Origin of the sequence: Micromonospora sp. HM134 (assembly GCF_007833915.1) — a bacterium.
Classification (GTDB): domain Bacteria; phylum Actinomycetota; class Actinomycetes; order Mycobacteriales; family Micromonosporaceae; genus Micromonospora; species Micromonospora wenchangensis.
Genome location: NZ_CP041061.1, coordinates 4614304 through 4633179 on the forward strand (window position 1 = coordinate 4614304; position 18876 = coordinate 4633179).

General features: G+C 73.0%; 14 protein-coding genes. 4 read left to right on the top strand and 10 right to left on the bottom strand.

Going from position 1 to position 18876, the window contains the following annotated elements; translation table 11 throughout:
- Position 1 precedes the first annotated feature (1 nt).
- On the bottom strand, positions 2 to 1126 hold the full coding sequence (locus FJK98_RS19810) for a helix-turn-helix domain-containing protein (protein WP_240763025.1): 1125 nt from the start codon (positions 1124 to 1126) through the stop codon (positions 2 to 4).
- Positions 1127 to 1175: 49 nt separating this feature from the next.
- Entirely contained in the window at positions 1176 to 1343 is a 168-nt protein-coding gene (locus tag FJK98_RS33285) for a hypothetical protein (RefSeq protein ID WP_168222510.1), read from the bottom strand.
- 212 nt (positions 1344 to 1555) lie between these two features.
- On the opposite strand from FJK98_RS33285, the gene FJK98_RS19815 reads away from it, so the two are divergent.
- Entirely contained in the window at positions 1556 to 2932 is a 1377-nt protein-coding gene (locus FJK98_RS19815; RefSeq protein WP_145920357.1) for a hypothetical protein, read from the top strand.
- Positions 2933 to 2971: 39 nt separating this feature from the next.
- Positions 2972 to 3472 (top strand): NUDIX hydrolase, encoded by a 501-nt coding sequence (locus tag FJK98_RS19820; protein ID WP_088645251.1) that lies wholly within the window; start codon positions 2972 to 2974, stop codon positions 3470 to 3472.
- An 89-nt stretch (positions 3473 to 3561) separates the two neighbouring features.
- Here FJK98_RS19820 and treZ read toward each other — a convergent pair whose 3' ends face one another.
- From treZ to glgX, 3 genes are read right to left on the bottom strand one after another with little or no spacing between them, the layout of a single operon-like run.
- Complete coding sequence (treZ, locus tag FJK98_RS19825; protein WP_145920358.1) at positions 3562 to 5295, bottom strand: malto-oligosyltrehalose trehalohydrolase; 1734 nt, start codon at positions 5293 to 5295, stop codon at positions 3562 to 3564.
- Positions 5292 to 7631, bottom strand: coding sequence for a malto-oligosyltrehalose synthase (treY, locus tag FJK98_RS19830; protein WP_145920359.1), 2340 nt, complete (start codon positions 7629 to 7631; stop codon positions 5292 to 5294). The genes treZ and treY overlap by 4 nt, the downstream gene beginning before the upstream one ends.
- A 1-nt stretch (position 7632) precedes the next feature.
- Positions 7633 to 9753, bottom strand: coding sequence for a glycogen debranching protein GlgX (gene glgX, locus FJK98_RS19835; RefSeq protein WP_145920360.1), 2121 nt, complete (start codon positions 9751 to 9753; stop codon positions 7633 to 7635).
- A gap of 327 nt (positions 9754 to 10080) precedes the next feature.
- Between glgX and FJK98_RS19840 the strand changes: the two genes are divergently transcribed.
- Positions 10081 to 11487, top strand: coding sequence for a glycosyltransferase family 4 protein (locus tag FJK98_RS19840; protein ID WP_145920361.1), 1407 nt, complete (start codon positions 10081 to 10083; stop codon positions 11485 to 11487).
- A 70-nt stretch (positions 11488 to 11557) separates the two neighbouring features.
- Here the strand turns inward: FJK98_RS19840 and FJK98_RS19845 are convergent, their stop codons facing one another.
- The 4 genes from FJK98_RS19845 to FJK98_RS19860 all read right to left on the bottom strand — a co-directional run bounded on the left by FJK98_RS19845 (position 11558) and on the right by FJK98_RS19860 (position 16749).
- On the bottom strand, positions 11558 to 12841 hold the full coding sequence (locus tag FJK98_RS19845; RefSeq protein WP_145920362.1) for a citrate synthase: 1284 nt from the start codon (positions 12839 to 12841) through the stop codon (positions 11558 to 11560).
- A gap of 215 nt (positions 12842 to 13056) precedes the next feature.
- Positions 13057 to 15120, bottom strand: a complete 2064-nt coding sequence (locus FJK98_RS19850) for a sulfatase-like hydrolase/transferase (protein ID WP_145920363.1) — start codon at positions 15118 to 15120, stop codon at positions 13057 to 13059.
- Complete coding sequence (locus FJK98_RS19855; protein ID WP_145920364.1) at positions 15113 to 16531, bottom strand: bifunctional 2-polyprenyl-6-hydroxyphenol methylase/3-demethylubiquinol 3-O-methyltransferase UbiG; 1419 nt, start codon at positions 16529 to 16531, stop codon at positions 15113 to 15115. The genes FJK98_RS19850 and FJK98_RS19855 overlap by 8 nt, the downstream gene beginning before the upstream one ends.
- Before the next feature lie 14 nt (positions 16532 to 16545).
- Positions 16546 to 16749: a hypothetical protein gene (locus tag FJK98_RS19860; RefSeq protein WP_145920365.1), complete on the bottom strand. Its 204-nt coding sequence runs from the start codon at positions 16747 to 16749 to the stop codon at positions 16546 to 16548.
- Positions 16750 to 16939: 190 nt separating this feature from the next.
- Here FJK98_RS19860 and FJK98_RS19865 point away from each other — a divergent pair, with 190 nt between their 5' ends.
- Positions 16940 to 17350, top strand: coding sequence for a VOC family protein (locus tag FJK98_RS19865; RefSeq protein WP_145920366.1), 411 nt, complete (start codon positions 16940 to 16942; stop codon positions 17348 to 17350).
- An 829-nt stretch (positions 17351 to 18179) separates the two neighbouring features.
- On the opposite strand, the gene FJK98_RS19870 is transcribed toward FJK98_RS19865, so the two are convergent.
- Positions 18180 to 18869 carry a helix-turn-helix domain-containing protein gene (locus FJK98_RS19870; protein ID WP_240762180.1) on the bottom strand — a complete coding sequence of 230 codons (690 nt, stop codon included), beginning with the start codon at positions 18867 to 18869 and terminating at the stop codon, positions 18180 to 18182.
- Positions 18870 to 18876 lie beyond the last annotated feature (7 nt).

The following is an 18876-nucleotide window of genomic DNA, read 5'->3' on the forward strand; positions in this document are numbered from 1 at the left end:
GTCAGCGCGGGGTGAGGCCGACCAGCGTGGCCAGTCGCGCGACGCCGGCCACCGTCGGTCGCCCCCGGGCCAGTTCGGCGATCACCGTACGGGCCACCGGTCGGCACCGCACCTCGGCCGGCGCGATGCCGTCCGCCTCGATCAGCACCCGACCCGCCCCGAACAGGTCGCCGACCTGGAGGTACGCCCGCGCGGCATCGACCAGACCGGCAGCGCGGTACTCGGCCGGCAGGAGCCGCCAGCCCTCCCGACGGACCACCTGCTCGTGCCGGTGGACCGCCTCGCCGGCGTCGCCCACCTCGATCGCCACCACCATCCGGGCCAGCTCGACGGCGACCGGCCCGAAACCACCGTGGTGCGGGTCGTCGCCGGCCCCGACCCGGGCGGCGATACCGGCGGCCAGGTCGATCAACTCGTCGGCCCGGCGGGGGTCACCGTGCTCGGCAGCGGCCAGAGCGGCCTGGAGCAGCAACGTCCCGCAGAGCGCCTGCCGTGCCGCCGGGGCGTCGCGTACCGGCCTCGGGGCGACCCGGCGCGCGGCCGTCACCGTCACCGCGAGCGCCAACCGCCCACGGCCCAGCGCACGCAGCGCCTGCCCGACCGCCACCGCCGCCGTCCCGGCCAGCTCGGGGTCGTCGCCGGCCACGGCCACCGCCCGGTCGGCGGCCAACCACCCGAGGTCGGCCTCACCGAGCTTCACCAGCACCGCCGAGGTGATCCGGTACGTCTGCACCAGCAGTTCCGCCGCTCCCCCGGGTGCTGTCGCGTGCCGGCTGCTGGTGGCGTCGAGCAACCCCGGCAGCGCCCGCACCACCTGCGCGTAGTGCCCGTGCTGGTAGGTCAGCCAGGCGTGTGCGACGTGCCGTTCCAGGACCGCCGACGGCACCACGGCCGCCGTGTGGTCGTAGCGGGCGAGGGCGGCGCGCAGCCCGTCCACCCCGTCCAGCTCGGCGATCCGGCCCGACGACGGCAGCCGGGTGCCGAGCAGCAGCGCCGGATCGACCCGCAGCACCTCGGCGATCTCCTGGATCACCGAGTACCGGTCCAGCGTGCGGACCCCACGTTCGACCTTGTCCACCCAACTCTTCGACTTGCCGAGCCGGTCGGCGAAGACCTGCTGGCTCATCCGACGGCGCACCCGCCAGCGCGCCACCCGCCGCCCGACCGGAAGGTCGTCAGCGCCCACGCCGCCACCGCCGATCCGGCACGGCGCGCGTCGTGTCCTCGACGGGTATCCGCTCCGCCTCGGCCTGCGCGAGAATGCGACGCTTGGCGGCCTCGTGCTCGGCGGCCTCGGCCTGCTCTCCCCGACTCGCGATCCGCTCGTTCCCCTGCTCACGCATATCCGCCTCCGTCGACACTCCGGGGGCCTTCGCCGGCTCCCCTGATGGGCTCAGCGAAGTCGACTGCTGGCCGACCGACCAGATGACGAGCCGTGTGCGCGATTGCGCCGCCCCTACCCAGGGTTGCGTGGGCTTGCGTGGGTCCCTGTCACGCCAGTTCTCCCTCTACGCTCGTCGCTGGTAGTAGCCAGTCGACTCCCGGGGGTAGATGAATGGCGCGGTCGGTAACGAACAAGGCTCTTGATGCCCTGCTGTTCGCCGCTGGCTACGGCAATGCGCATGCCGCATTCGCCCGCCAGGTCAACCATGCGGGCCGGGCTCAGGGCATCTGGCGTTACGACGCGGCCAGCGTCTACTGGTGGCTTCGTGGACGTCGGCCAGCTGAGCACGTGCAGATCGCGATGGCGGAGACGATCGCCCGGAAGCTCGGCCGTCCCGTGGAGATTTCGGAACTCGGATTCGTCGGCACCGATCTCGCGGATGCCGCCTATCCCTCGACTGCCGGCGGTGCCATCGATGCTGCCGGACGGCTCTGGACGCTCCTCGCCCATCGGGTCAACTCACCGATCGGAGGGGTGTTCCACAGCGGAGCGGCGCTACAGGCCGCGTTCGCCTGGCGGTACGACCTTCCCGACCCACAGGTGACCCGCGATGGGCGACCGTCGTTGACGGCGGCCGACATTCAACCGCTGCACCTCCTCGCCGGACACTTCGCCGACCTCGATCGACGCCACGGCGGCGGCTCCCCGCACACCCGCGCACTCATGGCCGATCTCCTCGCCCGGCAGGTAATTCCCATGTTGCATGGCGCCTATGCAGATGCTGTCGGGCGTGATCTCATGCGCGCCACCGCGGCGCTCTGCGGCCAGCTCGCCTTCATGTCCTACGACGCAGGTGAACACGGCATCGCTCAGCATCACGTCACCATCGCGCTACGACTCGCCAAGGCCGCAGATGACCGCCTCTACGGTGCACATCTCCTGGCAAACCTCGCCACTCAGGCCTCTTATCTCGGGAGTACCCGGGACGCCGCCCGACTCGCGGAGGCAGCCGTCGAGGGGGCAGGCCGCGCCCCCGCTGCGGTCCGAGCCCGGCTCTACACCACGGCAGCCAGCGCATACGGCCGTTCCGGGGAGAGACGCGCCTGTCGAGCAGCGCTCGCCAAGGCAGAGCGGGCTGTCGATCGGATGCGGAAGGACGAGAGCCCACAATGGGTGAGCTACTTCAGCCCGGCCCACCTCGCGGGTGCCACCCTGAAGTGCCTCAGCGACCTACGCCTGCACCGGCAAGCACTACGGCACGCATCCGACGCGATCACCCTCGCCAGCCCGAATGCCCGGACGCGCGCATTACACAGCGCCCTGATCGCGCTGACCCATGCTCAGGCCGGAGACATCGAAGCAGCCTGTACCTGGGGCCGGGAGGCCGCACGACACGCGTCGCAGGTTAGCTCTGCCCGGGTGACGCAGCGCGTCCAGGAACTCACCGCCGTGTTGAACCCCCACCGAGCGATGGCCGACGTCCACGACCTCCTCAGCACGCTCGCACCCGTACCGTCATCGCGCCCGCACCCGGGGCCGTTGAAGTAACGCAAGCTCGCATCGACACCTCCGGCTAACGTCACACACGTGACGTGGACGGAGCCCAGCACCTGGTATGCGAACCTGCCCGCCTTCCATGCCGCCACGGCCGCCTTCATCACCGACGCGGTGGGCGATGTGCTCCTCGTCAAGCCCACCTACCGCGATCACTGGGCCTTCCCGGGCGGGTACGTGGAACAGGACGAGTACCCGCACCAGGCATGCGCCCGCGAAGCCCGGGAAGAACTCGGCATCGCCGTGGCGGTGGGTGAGCTACTTGTCGTGGACTGGGCACCCCCGGCCGGGCAACGGCCGCGTGCCCTCGTCCACTTCACCTTCGACTGTGGGACCGTCACCCGACACGACGGTTTCACCCTGCCGAGGCAGGAGATCGAAGACGCTGGTTTCTTCGCACCTGACGAAGCCCAACAACGCCTTCCCGGCAACGTCGCCCCACGGGTGGGTGCCGCGATTCGCGCACGAACCCGTCGTACCCCGATCTACCTCGCCGACGGCGGAACCGCTGCACGGCAATGCCGGCAGGATTGATCTACCCGAGACCTTCCCGACCTTTTCCTGCCTGCTGTGGGCCGGCGTGAGCGGCCGGGTCTGGAGCCTCATCGTGGCTTCCGCCGCGTTCAGAGGGCCACGATCGCCGCCGTCTCCGCCGGCAGCTCGACCCGGTCGCGCATCACCGTGACCCCCTCCCCGGTGGTGAGCAGCACCCGACGCGCTACCCCGGGCAGGGTGACCCGCTGCCGTCGGCCGGCGAGGTTCGCCACCACCAGGCACTCGCCCCGGCGCATCACCAGGAACTCGTCGCCGTGGCGTACCTCCACGCGGTGCAGGCGGGGGTCGGACAGGTCGGCCCGGCTCTTGCGCAACGCGATCAGCCGTCGGTAGAACTCGTACATCTCGCGGTGTTCGGGTTTGTCCAGCTCGGCCCAGTCGAGCCGGGAGCGTAGGAAGGTCTGCGGGTCCTGCGGGTCGGGCACCTCGCCGGGCGGCCAACCGTGCGCGGCGAACTCCCGCCGCCGGCCGGTCGCCACCGCCGCCGCCAGCTCCGGCTCCGGGTGGCTGGTGAAGAACTGCCACGGGGTGCTGGCCGCCCATTCCTCCCCCATGAACAGCATCGGGGTGAAGGGCGCGGTCAGCAGCAGCATCGCCCCGACCCGCAGCAACGCGGGCGACAACCCGGCGGAGATCCGGTCACCGGTGGCGCGGTTGCCGACCTGGTCGTGATTTTGCAGGTAGGCCACGAACCGGTGGCCGGGGACGGTGTGCCGGTCCACCGGGCGGCCGTGGGTGCGGTTGCGGAAGCTGGACCAGGTGCCGGCGTGGAAGAACGCGCCGGTCAGCACGTCGGCCAGGCACTCCAGCGAGCCGAAGTCGCCGTAGTAGCCCTGCCGCTCCCCGGTGAGCAGGGTGTGCAGGGCGTGGTGGGCGTCGTCGTTCCACTGGGCGTGCAGCCCGTAGCCGCCGGCCTCCCGGGCGGTGATCAGCCGGGGGTCGTTGAGGTCGGACTCGGCGATCAGCGACAGCGGCCGGCCCAGGTGGGTGGCGAGCGCCTCCACCTCGACCGCCAGTTCCTCCAGCACGTGGGTGGCCCGGGAGTCGGGCATCGCGTGCACGGCGTCGAGCCGCAGTCCGTCGACGTGGTAGTCGCGCAACCACATCAGCACCGAGTCGATGATGTAGCGGCGCACCCCGTCGGAGTGCGGGCCGTCCAGGTTGACCGTGCGACCCCACGGGTTGCTCTGCCCGCTCAGGTACGGCGCGAAGCTCGGCGCGTAGGCCCCGGAGGGCCCGAAATGGTTGTAGACGACGTCGAGGATCACCCCCAGGCCTTTGGCGTGGGCGGCGTCGACGAGCCGTTTCAGCCCGTCCGGCCCGCCGTAGGGTTCGTGCGGGGCGAACCAGCAGACCCCGTCGTAGCCCCAGTTGTGCTCGCCGTTGAAGGCGTTCACCGGGAGCAGCTCGATCAGGTCGACGCCGAGGTCGACCAGGTGGTCGAGGCGGTCGATCGCCGCGTCGAAGGTGCCCTCCGGGGTGAACGTGCCGATGTGCAGCTCGTAGAGGATGCTGCCGGACAGTTGCCGGCCGGTCCAGCCCTGGTCGGTCCAGTCGAAGGCGGCGTGGTCGTAGCGCCGGCTCGGCCCGTGCACCCCGGCCGGCTGCCACGCCGAGCGCGGGTCGGGCAGCGGGGTGTCCTCGTCGTCCAGCAGGAACGCGTAGTCGGTGCCGGGGCCGGCGTCGGGCACCTCGACCCGCCACCATCCGTCCGGCCCGGCCCGCATGTCGTGGTCGGCGACGCCGGGACGACGCAGCCGGATCCGGGCGACGTCGGGCGCCCAGACGGTGAACTCGGTCATGCGGCAGCCTCCACGGAGTCGGTGGGAGCCAGGGCGGTGGGCGCGAGGAGAGCGACGGGGTAGGTGCTCAGCAGATCATGAAGGAGCAGCTCAGACCCACTGTAGACCTGTCCGGTGAACACGTCGGTAACACTGTTGCCGGGCATCGACAGGCGGGTGTCGCGCCAGCCGCCGTCGCGGGCCAGCCCCACCGGCAGCCGGGTGGCCACCGCGACCGCGCCACCCCGGTCGAAGGCGACCACGTGCGCGGCGGCCGGCCCGTGCGCGGCCACCGGCCGGTAGCCGGCGAACAACTCCGGGTGGTCGCGGCGCAGCCGCAGCGTGCGGGAGACCACCAGCAGCTTGGCCGCGCCGTCGGCGGCCACCGCCGGCTGCCAGCCGGCATCGAGCCGGGCCAGCAGCTCCCGGCGTACGGCGAAGTCGACCGGGCGGCGGTTGTCGGGGTCGACCAGGGAGTTCTCCCACAGCTCGGTGCCCTGGTAGGTGTCGGGCACCCCGGGCATGGCGAGCTGCACCAGCTTCTGCCCGAGCGCGTTGGACCAGCCGGCCGGGGTGATCCGGTCGGCGAACGCGGTGATCTCGGCGTGCAGTTGCGGGTCGTCGTACATCCGGTCGACCAGGGCGTGCAGGTCGTGCTCGAAGGTCGGGTCGGGGTCGGCCCAGCTCGTCGAGACCGACGCCTCCCGGGCGGCCTTCTCCACGTACGCGTGCAGCCGTTCCCGGTCGATCGGCCAGGCGCCCACGGCGGTCTGCCACAGCAGGTGGGCGAAGGCCGGATCGGCCAGCGGCGCGCGGGCGGTCCAGTCGCCGACCTGCTCCGCCCAGCGGGCCGGCAGCTCGGCGAGCACGGCGAGCCGGGCCCGGACGTCCTCGCCGCGCTTGGTGTCATGGGTGGACAGCGTGGTCATGCCGGTCGGCCAGCGGACCTGCCGGGCGGTGGCGAAGCGGTGGAACTCGGCCGGCGGCACCCCGAAGTGCGCCGGTGAGCCGCCGACCTCGTTCAGCGCCACGAACCGGCTCCACCGGTAGTAGGCGGTGTCCTCCACCCCCTTGGCCATCACCGCGCCGGTGAGCTGCGGGAACCGGGCGGCCAGCTCGTGCTCGGGGCGACGCAGCAGGGCGGTCACCGCGTCGAGGGTGGCGGTGAGGTCGGGTCGGCGGCGACCCGCCTCGGCGCGGGCGGCGGCCAGGTGCCGGGCCCCGTGCGGCGGGTAGCCCCGGTAGACCGGGAAGCAGGCGGCCAGCTCCGCCAGGGCCGCCCGGGTGGCGTCCCGGTCGAGGTCGGGGGCGAGGGCCGCGAGCCGGCCCAGCTCGGCGGCGAGCAGCCGGGTGGCGGCCTCCAGCTTGGTGGCGTGGGTGAGGTCCTGCCAGGAGGTGTGGTGACCGGTGAGCCGGGCGTCGAGGGCGGTGAAGTCGCCCTCCGCGCGCCCGTCGACGAACAGCCCGCAGACGGCGGCCAGCGCGTCGTAGCCGGTGGTGCCGTCGACCGGCCAGTCGGGCAGCTCCTCGCCGTACTCCAGGATCTTCTCCACCACCAGCCAGGCGTGCGGGGCGGCGGCGCGCAACCGGGCCAGGTAGCCGGCCGGGTCGCGCAGGCCGTCGGGGTGGTCGACCCGGATGCCGTCGACCTCACCGGCGGCGACCCAGCGCAGCACCTCGGCGTGGGTGGCGTCGAAGACCGCCGGGTCCTCCACCCGCAGCCCGGCCAGGTCGGACACGGCGAAGAACCGGCGGTACGTCAGCTCGCTGTCGCCGCGCCGCCAGGAGACGAGCTGGTAGTGCTGCCGGTCGTGCACCTGGCGGGGGCTGCCCGTGCCGGTGCCGTCGGCGACCGGGAACCGGTGCTCGTGGTAGCGCAGCTCCCCGTCGACCAGCTTGAGGTCGTCGAGCGCGTCGGGGGTGTCGGCGAGCACCGGCAGCAGCAGCCGGCCCCGGTCCCAGTCGATGTCGAACCAGTCGGCGTACGCCGACGCCCGGCCCCGGCGCAGCACGTCCCACCAGGCCGGATTGGCGGCCGGCTGGGCGACCCCGGCGTGGTTGGGCACGATGTCGACGACCAGGCCCAGCCCGGCCGCCCGCAACGCCCGGACCAGCCGCTGCCGGCCGGCCTCCCCGCCCAGCTCCGGGTTGACCGCGCGGTGGTCGACCACGTCGTAGCCGTGCGCGGAGCCGGGGGTCGCGGTGAGCAGCGGGGCGCTGTAGAGGTGGGTGACGCCCAGCGCGGCGAGCCAGTCGGCCAGCCCGGCGGTGGTGTCGAGATCGAACCCGGGTCGGACCTGGACGCGGTAGGTCGACCCGACCGTCGCCGTCGGGTCGGGTCGGGGCTCTGCGGGCATGTCAGACCGTCCTCTCCAGGACCACCAGGGAGCGGTCCGGCACGCCGACCGTGCCGCCCGCCTCGACCACCGTCGGCTTCTCCGGTTCCGGTTCCGCGGTGCTGATCACCAGCTCCCAGCGCTGGCCGAACTCCGCGCCGGGCAGGGTGAAGTCCAGCGGCGCGTCGTGGGCGTTGAAGCAGAGCAGGAACGAGGCGTCGCGGTGCCGCTGGCCGTACTGGCCGCGTTCGGGGATGCCGTCGCCGTTGACGAACAGGGCCACCGACCGGCCGAAGTCGTTGCCCCAGTCCTCGCCGGTCATCTCCCGGCCGTCGGGGGTGTACCAGGCCAGGTCGGGCAGCCCCGCCTCGGCGTTGCGGCCCCCCACCGGCAGGCCGGTGAAGAACCGGCGGCGGCGGAACACCTGGTGCCGGTTGCGGAAGTCGGTGAGCCGCCGGACGAAGTCGAGCAGCTCGTCGTCGGCGTGCTGCCAGTCGACCCAGGCCAGTTCGCTGTCCTGGCAGTAGGCGTTGTTGTTGCCGCGTTGGGTGCGGCCCAGCTCGTCGCCGTGGCCGATCATCGGCACGCCCTGGGAGAGCATCAGGGTGGCCAGGAAGTTGCGCCGTTGCCGGGCCCGCAGGGCGGTGACGCCCGGGTCGTCGGTCTCCCCCTCGACGCCACAGTTCCACGACCGGTTGTGGCCCTCGCCGTCCCGGTTCTCCTCGCCGTTGGCCTCGTTGTGCTTGTCGTTGTACGACACCAGGTCGTTGAGGGTGAAACCGTCGTGGCAGGTGACGAAGTTGATGCTGTGGAAGGGGCGGCGGCCGTCGTCCTGGTAGAGGTCGGCGGAGCCGGAGATGCGGGAGGCGAACTCGGCCAGGGTGGCCGGCTCGCCGCGCCAGAAGTCGCGGACCGTGTCGCGGTACTTGCCGTTCCACTCCGTCCACAGGGGTGGGAAGTTGCCGACCTGGTAGCCGCCGGGGCCGACGTCCCACGGTTCGGCGATCAGCTTCACCTGGCTGACCACCGGGTCCTGCTGCACCACCTCGAAGAACGTGGACAGCCGGTCCACCTCGTAGAACTCCCGGGCCAGGGTGGCGGCGAGGTCGAAGCGGAACCCGTCGACGTGCATCTCGGTCACCCAGTAGCGCAACGAATCCATGATCAGTTGGAGCGAGTGCGGGCTGCGTACGTTGAGGCTGTTGCCGGTGCCGGTGTAGTCGACGAAGTAGCGTCTGTCCTCTTCGGACAACCGGTAGTAGCTGGGGGCGTCGACGCCCTTGAAGCTCAGCGTCGGGCCGAGGTGGTTGCCCTCGGCGGTGTGGTTGTAGACCACGTCGAGGATGACCTCGATGCCGGCGGCGTGCAGCGCCTTGACCATGCCCCGGAACTCCTGCACCTGCTGGCCGAGCCGGCCCAGCGCCGAGTAGCCGTGGTGCGGGGCGAAGAAGCCGATGCTGTTGTAGCCCCAGTAGTTGCGCATGCCCAGGTCGGCGAGCCGGTGGTCGTGCACGAACTCGTGCACCGGCATCAGCTCGACGGCGGTCACCCCGAGCTGTCGGAAGTAGTCGATCATCACCGGGGAGGCGATCGCCGCGTAGGTGCCGCGCAGCTCCTCCGGGATGCCGGGGTGGCGCATGGTCAGCCCGCGCACGTGCGCCTCGTAGATCACCGAGTGGTGGTAGGGGGTACGCGGCGGCCGGTCGTTGCCCCAGTCGAAGTACGGGTTCACCACCACCGACTTGGGCATGAACGGGGCCGAGTCGGTCTGCGACATCCGGTCCGGGTCGCCGCCCAGCTCGTAGTCGTAGACCGCCGGGTCCCAGGTGACCTCCCCGTCGACCGCCTTGGCGTACGGGTCGAGCAGCAGCTTGTGCGGGTTGCACCGGACCCCGTTGGCCGGGTCGTACGGGCCGTGCACCCGGTAGCCGTACCGCTGGCCCGGCTCGATCCCGGGGATGTACGCGTGCCAGACGTACGCGTCGACCTCACGCAGCTCGACCCGGCGCTCGGCGCCGGTGTCCCACTCGTCGAACAGGCACAACTCGATCTTCTCGGCGACCTCCGAGAAGATCGCGAAGTTGGTGCCCATCCCGTCATAGGTGGCGCCCAGGGGGTAACGCTCACCCGGCCAGACCTGCATGTCGCTCCTTCGGCCCATGATCATGAGCACACCGGCCGGGTCGGAGACCGCCGGTGCGCACGCCGCTAATGCCCCGCGCCCGGTCCGGCCAATCCACCCGTTCGGACGGCGCCCGACATCCACCCGTCCGAGGGGTCACGTACCGTCGGGTGTCGTCCGTCACGATAGGCCCTTTCGAGATGCGCCGGGCCGCGTGATGCCCTTTGCTTGACGCGGACGCGCCCGCGCGGGTGGGTCCGCCTCGGCCCTCGGCCACCCCTCACCACCGCCACCGTCACCGCCGCCACCGATGCCGGCGCGACCCTGCGTGCATGGACGGAGACTGATGTGACCACCCTGCGGGTCAGCGACCAGCTCGCGACCGCTGTGGACCGGACCTGCCGGCCCACCCCCACCTCCCGGCCCACGATCCCCCAGCAGGGCGGCGGCTCCGGCGTGCCCCCGCGCACCCGGCGCATCCTGATGCTCTCCTGGGAGTACCCGCCGGTGCTGGTGGGCGGGCTCGGCCGGCACGTGCACGCCCTGTCGGTGGCGTTGGCCGCCGCCGGGCACGAGGTCACCGTGGTCACCCGGCACACCGACGGCGCGCCGCTGGAGGAGTACGCCGACGGCGTGCGGATCGTCCGGGCGGCCGAGGACCCGGTGACCTTCCCGCTGGCCACCGACTCGTTGCTGGCCTGGACGATGGCGTTCAACCACACCCTGACCCGGGCCGCGCTGCGGGCCGCCGAGTCCGGCGCGTACGACGTGATCCACGCCCACGACTGGCTGGTCGCGCACACCGCCATGACGCTGCGCGCGCACCTGGACGTGCCGCTGGTCAGCACCATCCACGCCACCGAGGCCGGCCGGCACCAGGGCTGGCTGCCGGGCGAGATGAACCGCACCATCCACGGGGTGGAGCAGTGGCTGGCCGCCGAGTCCGGCCGGATGATCGTCTGCTCCGGCTACATGCGCGACGAGGTGAACGCGCTGTTCGACGTGCCGATCGGCCGGGTCGACGTGGTGCCCAACGGGGTCGAGCCGCACCGCTGGAAGGTGCCGGCCTCGGCGGTCACCTCGGCCCGCGCCCGGTTCGCCGGGGACGGGCCGCTGGTCACCTTCGCCGGCCGGCTGGTCTACGAGAAGGGCGTCCAGCACCTGCTCGCCGGCCTGCCCCGGCTGCGCGAGCGGCACCCCGGCCTGCGCGCGGTGATCGTCGGCGACGGGCCGTACAAGGCCCAACTGGAGGCCGAGGTGCACCGGCTCGGGCTGGGCGGCACGGTGGCCATGCCGGGCTTCCTCGGCGGCACCGACCTGCCGGCCGTGATGGCCGCCTCGGACTGCTTCGCGGTGCCCAGCATCTACGAGCCGTTCGGGATGGTCGCCCTGGAGGGGGCGGCGGCCGGCGCGCCGCTCGCGGTCGCCGAGACCGGTGGGCTGGCCGAGATCGTCGAGCCGGGGGTGACCGGGGTGACCTTCGCCCCGGAGGACCCGGCCGACCTCACCGAGGCCGTGCACGCGCTGCTGTCCGACCGGGAACGCGCCCGGGTGCTCGCCCGCCGGGCCCGCGCCATGGTCCACGAGCAGTACGGCTGGTCGGCGATCGCCCAGCGCACCGCGACGGCGTACGCCTCGGCGATCGCCGGGGACGCCGCGTTCACCGCGCAGCGCGCCGAGCAGCGGATGGCCACCGGCCGAGTCACCGCCCCGATCCCGGCGGGCAACCTGCTCGTCGCCGCCGGCCTGCGCTGAGCCCGCAGTGTCCACGACGAAGGCCGCCGACCCTCGACGGGTCGGCGGCCTTCGTGCGTGACCGGGAGGGTCAGCGCTGCCCGATCGCGGTGAACTCCCGCTCGGGCGCACCGGTGTAGATCTGCCGGGGCCGGCCGATCTTCGTCTCCGGGTCGCTGATCATCTCGCGCCACTGGGCGATCCAGCCGGGCAGCCGGCCGAGCGCGAACAGCACCGTGAACATCTTGGTGGGGAAGCCCATGGCCTTGTAGATCAGGCCGGTGTAGAAGTCCACGTTCGGGTAGAGCCGGCGGGACACGAAGAAGTCGTCGGCGAGCGCGATCTCCTCCAGCTGCATGGCCAGGTCCAGCAGCGGGTCCGGCTTGGCCATCCGGTTGAGCACGTCCTGGGCGGCCTTCTTGACGATGGCGGCCCGTGGGTCGTAGTTCTTGTAGACCCGGTGGCCGAAGCCCATCAGCTTCACGCCGTCCTGTTTGTCCTTGACCTTGCGGACGAAGGACGCGACGTCGCCGCCGTCGGCCTCGATCTTCTCCAGCATCTCCAGCACGGCCTGGTTCGCCCCGCCGTGCAGCGGGCCGAACAGGGCGTTCACCCCGGCCGAGACCGAGGCGAAGAGGTTGGCGTTGCTGGAGCCGACCAACCGGACGGTGGAGGTCGAGCAGTTCTGCTCGTGGTCGGCGTGCAGGACGAACAGCATGTCCAGCACCCGGGCCACCACCGGGTCGACCTCGTACGGCTCGGCGGGCACGCCGAACGTCATCCGCAGGAAGTTGTCCACGTAGCCCAGCGAGTTGTCCGGGTACAGCAGCGGCTGACCGATGGACTTCTTGTAGGCGTACGAGGCGATGGTGGGGACCTTCGCCATCAGCCGGACCGTCGACATCTCCACGTGCTCGGAGTCGAACGGGTCCAGGCTGTCCTGGTAGAAGGTGGAGATGGCGCTGACCGCCGAGGACAGCACGGCCATCGGGTGGGCGTCCCGGGGGAAGCCGTCGAAGAACCGGCGCATCTCCTCGTGCAGCAGGGAGTGCCGCCGGATCCGCTCGCTGAACTCGGTCAGTTGCTGCTGGGTCGGCAGCTCACCGTAGATGAGCAGGTACGAGACCTCCAGGAAGGAGGACTTCTCGGCCAGCTGATCGATCGGGTAGCCGCGGTACCGCAGGATGCCCGCGTCACCGTCGATGTAGGTGATCGCGGAAGAGCAGGAGGCGGTGTTCACGAAACCGGGGTCGTATGTTGTCATCCCGGTTTCCTTGAGCAACTTACTGACCCCGATGCCCGCAGGGCCCTCGACCGCGCCCTGCACCGGCATCGAAAGCTGCCCACCGGGGTGGTCGAGCTTGACTTCCGTCATGTGGTTCCTCGCTTCGCCGGCGAATCTTCGTTGAATTGCCTTCGCTTTTACCGTAATCGCGGTCGCGGGGATACCGCCCGCCGTGGTTCTGCGGTGAGGTATGCGTCACCCGTTTCCCGACCCGGCGGCGCGGAAACCCGTCCCGGCGCGGGCGGGTCACCCGCGACCGGACGCCCGGAACGGCACGGTGGAAAGCGGCGAAAGCCGACTAAAGCTCAGGAGAGGGTCAACCGGCGCAATGCGCCGTCGGTGCCCACCCGGTAGATGTCCAACCGGTTCGCCCCGGCCCGGAACAGATGGTCGTCGGCGAGGAACGCGGCGAAGCGGCGACCCCCCTGATCCTTCGGCACCACCGGGACGACCGCGCCGACCCGGCCGTTGACCGCGACCGCGAGCAGCGTGCCGTCCGGCACCTGCCGGGGCACGGTGCCCCACACCAGGGCCGGCAGCTCCCCCGACCCCGGATCGACGTGGTCGAACGCGCCCAGGTGCGCCACCGAGGCGGTGCCACCCGACGGCTTCTCCCCCACCGTCGTGCCCACCAGCGGATGCGGGGCGGGCGGGGCGGGCCGGGCCGGCACCCCGCCGGGCAGGACCACCCGCTCACCGGGCCGGTCGTAGAAGTACTTCTCGGTCCGCTCCCGGGGCGGCTGCTTCGCCGAGCGCCCGTCGAGCCGCCACGGGACCCGCACGTGCACCTCGTCGGCGATGGTGGGCAGCAGGTCCACGTGCTCCCAGTTGCGGTCGTCGACCCGGCCGGCGCGCTGGCCGGGCTCCTTGACGAACAGCGGCACCCAGGCCACCTCGCCGGGCGCGTGCGTGATCGCGTCCAACCCCCGGCCCTGCCAGTCCCGGGTGAAACTCACCCCGTGGTCGGCGGTGAGCACGATAAGCGATTTGTCGTACAGGCCGGTGGAGCGCAGCGTGCGCAGCGTCTCGCCGAGCAGCCGGTCGGTGTACCGCAGCTGGGCCAGGTGCCGGGCCCGGGCCAGGTCGACCCACCCCGCCCCGTCGTTGGGCAGGTCGTCCGGCGCGTCGTAACGCGCCCCGGACGGCAGGTACGCCCACGGCGGGTGCGGCATCAGCAGGTGCAGGAAGTGCAGGGTCGGCCGGTCGGCCGGGCGCAGGCCGGCCAGGAAGCTGGTGAACCGGGCCGGCTGGTTGTCGTTCAGGCTGTCCCAGCGGAACTTCGGGTCGGCCGGGACCGGTTCGGCGGCGTCCAGGCCCACCTCGGCGGCGGTCTGCTCCCGGTACGACTCCTGCGGGTCGATGCGGCTGTCCACCGGGGCGGCGATCCGGCCCAGCAGCGCGCCGCTCTCCCGCACCAGCACGCCGAGCCCCTGCTCCGGGGCGACCGGCTGGTCACAGCGGCTGGGCGGGCAGAGCCGGGTGATGCTCTCCTGCGCGCGGATGTCGTACAGGCCGCCGAGGGCGGTGAAGAGGTTGTCCGGGTACTGCGAGTAGTGCGGGGCGGACGGGGTCGACGGGTACCGACCGGTGAGCATCGCCGGCAGCGCGTACGGCGTCCACCCGCTGACCCCGGTGGCGTTGCGGTACCAGGTCGAGCCACCGGCCAGCTCGGCGAAGTTCGGGTAGCGGGTCGCGTCGATCCGCCCGTCCGGGCCAAGCAGCGACACCAGCGGCAACTCGTCCAGGACGATCATGACGACCGGCGGGTGCGAGCCCGGCCCGGCCACCCCGGCGGCACCCTCGTGCGCCCGGGGCAGCACCACCGCCGAAGCCGGCGAGGCGAACAGGAACAACCCGACGAAGACGAGCGGCCCGAGGGCGGCCACCCGCAGCACCCGGCCGAGCACCGACCAGCGCCGGTACGCCGCCGCCCCGCCCGCCCCGACCAGCGCCGCCACCACCAGCAGCGGTACGCCCCGCAGTGGTGTCGCCTGCCGGCCCACCTGCACCGCCAACGCGGCCAGCAGCAGCCCGACGACCACCGTGTGGACGCCGGCCCGGACCCGGACCCCGGCCAGCCGGGTCGCCGCCCCGAGCAGCACCACGGCGGCACCGGGCACCAGCGCGACCAGCGCCACCAACGCGAGGACGTCCCCGCCGGTGGCCCGGTGGAACAGGAAGAAGTCGGGGCTGCGCCCGAGCACGTCGAGCAGGGGCTGGGTGACCACCAGACCGACCAGGGCCACCACCTCGCCCGCCCGGCGCAGCTCCACCCGCCAGCCGGCCGGGGTGGACGTCCCGTCCGGGACCGGCGGCGCGACGGGTGCCGGCCGCCGGACCGCGGTGCCGGTCGGGGCCGGCTCAGCCACCCGCCACCGCCTGGTAGAGCGTCCGGGTGCCGCAGGGCAGTTCCAGTTGCCGCTCGACGCGGCAGCGGGCGGCGAGCAGCCGGGCGAACTCCTCGCGGTGGTAGTCGGGGAAGAGGCCGGCGGGTTTGTTCGCCAACAGCCGCCGCGCCATCGGGTCCTGCGGGTGGACGAACTCCACCACCAGCCGTCCGCCGGGCCGGACGTAGCCGACCAACTGCTCTACCACCTCGGCCAGTGGCACGTTGCGGCCGATCGCCAGGTGGTGCACCACGGCGAGGGCGAGCACCACGTCGGCGTGGGCGCGGTCGGCGAACCCGGCCCGTTCCACCCCCCGCCAGCCGCCGCCGGGCGACGGGTCGGCGAGGTCCATCACCAGCGGCAGGATGCGCTGGTCGCCCTCGGCGCGCAGCGCCCGGTAGAGGGCGTCCACCACGGCCGGGTCCTGCTCGACGGCGACCACCTGGGCGGCGTGCCGGGCGGCGATCCGCGCGTACCGGCCGTCGTTCGCGCCGAGGTCGAGCACGAGCCCGGCGTCGACGCCCGCCACCGCCGCCTCGACGAAACCCTCCTTGGCCGCCCGGTCCGCCGTGCTGTAGCCGCAGGTGCGCTGGTAGTCGATCCAATGACCGCCGCCGACCCGACGGTCCAGCCGGCGGACCAACCGCGCCAACCGGCGTACGGTGGCCAGCGCCAGGTCCCGGGAGTAGCCGGCGTCGCGGAGTTGGGCGGCGACGGCGCTGCTGCTGGCCCCGGCGTTGCGGGCCTGCATCGCGCCGTGCAGGTGCACGTGCGTCGGCACCCCGGGCAGCAGCCGGCGGACGCCCCGGAACAGCGGGCGCAGCTGGTCCGGTTCGATGCCGTCGACCCGGGCCCGCAGCCAGGGCTGGAAGTCCACGCCCAGGTGGGCCTGGAGCAGCAGCGGGTAGAGCAGGGTCTGGCAGAACTGCCGGTAGCCGGCCCACGGCTCGCCCTCGGTCAGCGGCACGAACGAGCCGACGTCGATGAAGACCGGTGTGGCGCCGCGCCACTGGAGGTTGTAGGCCGACCCGTCCTTGGTGGTGAACCCCGCCTCGAGGGCCCGACGCAGGATCTCCAGGTGCAGCAGGGCGGCGTCCCGCAACATGCCGAACGACCACTCGTAGGGGTGCGAGACGAACGGGATGCGCTCGTGGCGCAACACCGTCGTCCACCCGGTGTGCGGCAGCGTCGCCGGGTCGACCGGGGTGGTGCCGCAGACCTTGCCCTCGGCGAGCAGCGCGGCGAAGAACTCGCTGCCGGCGAGCGCCCGCCAGTCGGCGGCGCCCTGCGGGCCGAGGCCGCGCAGCACCTGGTCACCCAGGTGGAAGACCCGGTTGGCGGGGTCGCGGAAGGAACCGGGTTCCGGCCGGATACGCAGGTCGGCGGCGGTCATCGGTACGCCACCGGTCAGTTGCCGGCGGGCTGGCGCGGCTGCCGCTCGGTCCCGGCGGGCTGGCCGACCTCGGCGGGTTCCGTGGGCTGGCGGCGGAACCGGGCCGCCACCCGCCGCCAGTAGAGCTTCGCGGCGACCGCTGCGCCCGCTGTTCCGCCGACCACCGCCTGCACGATCAGACTGCCGGATCCCGCGTCCAGGTAGGCCAGGTGCATCATCGGCCCGCTCCCCTTTCCTCGCCGTCATGGACCGCCGACAGGCGCACCCGATGGGGCATTTGCACCTGAAAGACGGATTGCTCCCCTGACACCGTACGTCGTCCGGTCCTACCGCGAGGTGCACATGGTTTCCTCGGCCCGGTCCGTTCCGTTCAAGACCCCCGGGTGGACGCCGCCCTACCCTGGCCACATGACGCCCCGCTTCGATCTCATCGGCACCGCGGTCACCGACATGGCCCGCACCCTGGACTTCTACCGCCGGCTCGGGCTGGACATCCCCGCCGGGGCCGACCACGAGGACCACGTCGAGGTCACCCTGCCCGGTGGGCTGCGGCTGGCCTGGGACACCGTGACGATGCTGCGGAGCTTCCACCCCGACTGGACGCCGCCCAGCGGCAGCCCGCGCGCCAGCCTCGCCTTCCTGTGCGCCGACCCGGCAGAGGTGGACCGGTACTGGACCGCGCTCACCGAGGCGGGTTTCCACGGCGAGGTCGCCCCGTGGGACGCGTTCTGGGGTCAGCGGTACGCCATCCTGCACGACCCGGACGGCAACGGCGTGGACCTGTTCGCGCCCCTCGACGCCGCTCCCGACCGGAGCTGACCCACCGGCCCCACCGCACCCCCGCCCGCAGGAAGCTCCGCCCCGGAGCAGGGCAGGCCAAGTACAGGCAGGCGTAAGCAGGGCAGGAGCAAGCAGGGGCAGGAGTATGCGGTGCGGGTCCTTTCGAGCTGATGACGCTTACGGTTCACCTCGGCCGGGCCTCCGTTCGACGCCGGTGCGCCCGGTTCGAGCCGTCCGGGCGGGACGCCGACACCTCCGTGGGGCTCTCCGCCGTCTGGTCGAGGTGCCGGCGGTGGGGGGGCCAGGTGGGTCCGGCGGATTCGGCGACGGCGGCCGGGGAGCGGTCCGGTCCCGCCGCACCCGAGGGCCTCGGGAAGGCCGGCTTCCGAGTTCCCGCCGAGCGGCGACGTGACCCGGCCGGACGACGGACCCGGGAGACACCCGGACCCCTGGCCGGCCCGGACGACGATCGCCGGGATGCCGCGCCAACCGAACGGGTGCGGCGGCAGGTCGACGGCTACCACCTGCCGGCGGCCCGGCAGGTGAGTCGTCGACGTCATCAGCTCGAAAGGACCCGCACCACATGTCCTCGACCAGCCACGGCGGCGGTGCCGCGGGGCGGGCGGGCGGTGCCGCGAATCGGCAGGGCGGTGCCGCGGGGCGGGCGGTGCAGCGAGTCGGCAGGGCGGTGCCGCGGGGCGGGCGGACGAACGGCCGGTCGGGTGCGTCCACGGTCGGGTGCCGGCCGGTCAGCATGCCTCCGGGGCACCCGGTGGCCCGACCGGACCGTGGGAGAGCCCGACGACGGGCCGCCGGAAAGACGCACGGCCCGGGGCGCGGGACCGGCGACCCGGACCCGCCACGGCCGTCAGCGGGCGAGCAGGGTGGTCGGTGGGACGCCGGCCAGGTCCCGGACGTCGCGGGTGAGGTGGGCCTGGTCGGCGTAGCCGGCGCGGGCGGCCACCTCGGCCAGTCCGACGCCGCGCCGGGCCAGCGCCAGGGCGCGGTGCAGCCGCAGGATGCGGGCGAGGGTCTTGGGGCCGTACCCGAAGAGGGCCTGGCTGCGCCGGTGCAGGGCGCGCGGACCGAGGCCGACCTCGGCGGCGGTCGCGGTGACCGTGGCGCCGGCGGCGAGCATCTCGGCCGCCCGGGGGCCGAGCGGGTCGACGCCGCCTCCCCGGGCTAGCCGGACGGCGGCGACCGCGGCCAGGGCGGCGGCGGTGGGCGACGCGCCGAGCTGCTCGGCGAGCCGGACGGCGGCACGCCCCCAGAGGGCGTCGAGGGGTACCCGGCGGTCCCGTAGCTCGTCGGCGGGGACACCGAAGACGGCCGGACCCACCCCGGGCGGCAACCGGACCCCGCGCCAGCGTTCCCCGGGCGTCGACACGCTGAGCTGCGCCGTGCGGTCCGGGCCGGCGACCAGCAGGCCCGCCCGGCTGGACCAGAGCAGGTCGAGACAGCCGTCGGGCAGCACCCGGGTCGGCGGGGCGTCCGGGCGGCTCTCGCTGGCCCAGAGCACCGCTCCGTCGATCACCCCGGCGGGTCGTTCCCGGTACACGGTCCCA

Coding starts and splice junctions, on each gene's coding strand:
- treZ (WP_145920358.1), bottom strand. CDS start 5,295: ATGACCGAGTTCACCGTCTGGGCGCCCGACGTCGCCCGGATCCGGCTG.
- FJK98_RS19810 (WP_240763025.1), bottom strand. CDS start 1,126: ATGAGCCAGCAGGTCTTCGCCGACCGGCTCGGCAAGTCGAAGAGTTGG.
- glgX (WP_145920360.1), bottom strand. CDS start 9,753: ATGCAGGTCTGGCCGGGTGAGCGTTACCCCCTGGGCGCCACCTATGAC.
- FJK98_RS19815 (WP_145920357.1), top strand. CDS start 1,556: ATGGCGCGGTCGGTAACGAACAAGGCTCTTGATGCCCTGCTGTTCGCC.
- FJK98_RS19860 (WP_145920365.1), bottom strand. CDS start 16,749: ATGATGCACCTGGCCTACCTGGACGCGGGATCCGGCAGTCTGATCGTG.
- FJK98_RS19845 (WP_145920362.1), bottom strand. CDS start 12,841: ATGACGGAAGTCAAGCTCGACCACCCCGGTGGGCAGCTTTCGATGCCG.
- FJK98_RS33285 (WP_168222510.1), bottom strand. CDS start 1,343: ATGCGTGAGCAGGGGAACGAGCGGATCGCGAGTCGGGGAGAGCAGGCC.
- FJK98_RS19855 (WP_145920364.1), bottom strand. CDS start 16,531: ATGACCGCCGCCGACCTGCGTATCCGGCCGGAACCCGGTTCCTTCCGC.
- FJK98_RS19865 (WP_145920366.1), top strand. CDS start 16,940: ATGACGCCCCGCTTCGATCTCATCGGCACCGCGGTCACCGACATGGCC.
- treY (WP_145920359.1), bottom strand. CDS start 7,631: ATGCCCGCAGAGCCCCGACCCGACCCGACGGCGACGGTCGGGTCGACC.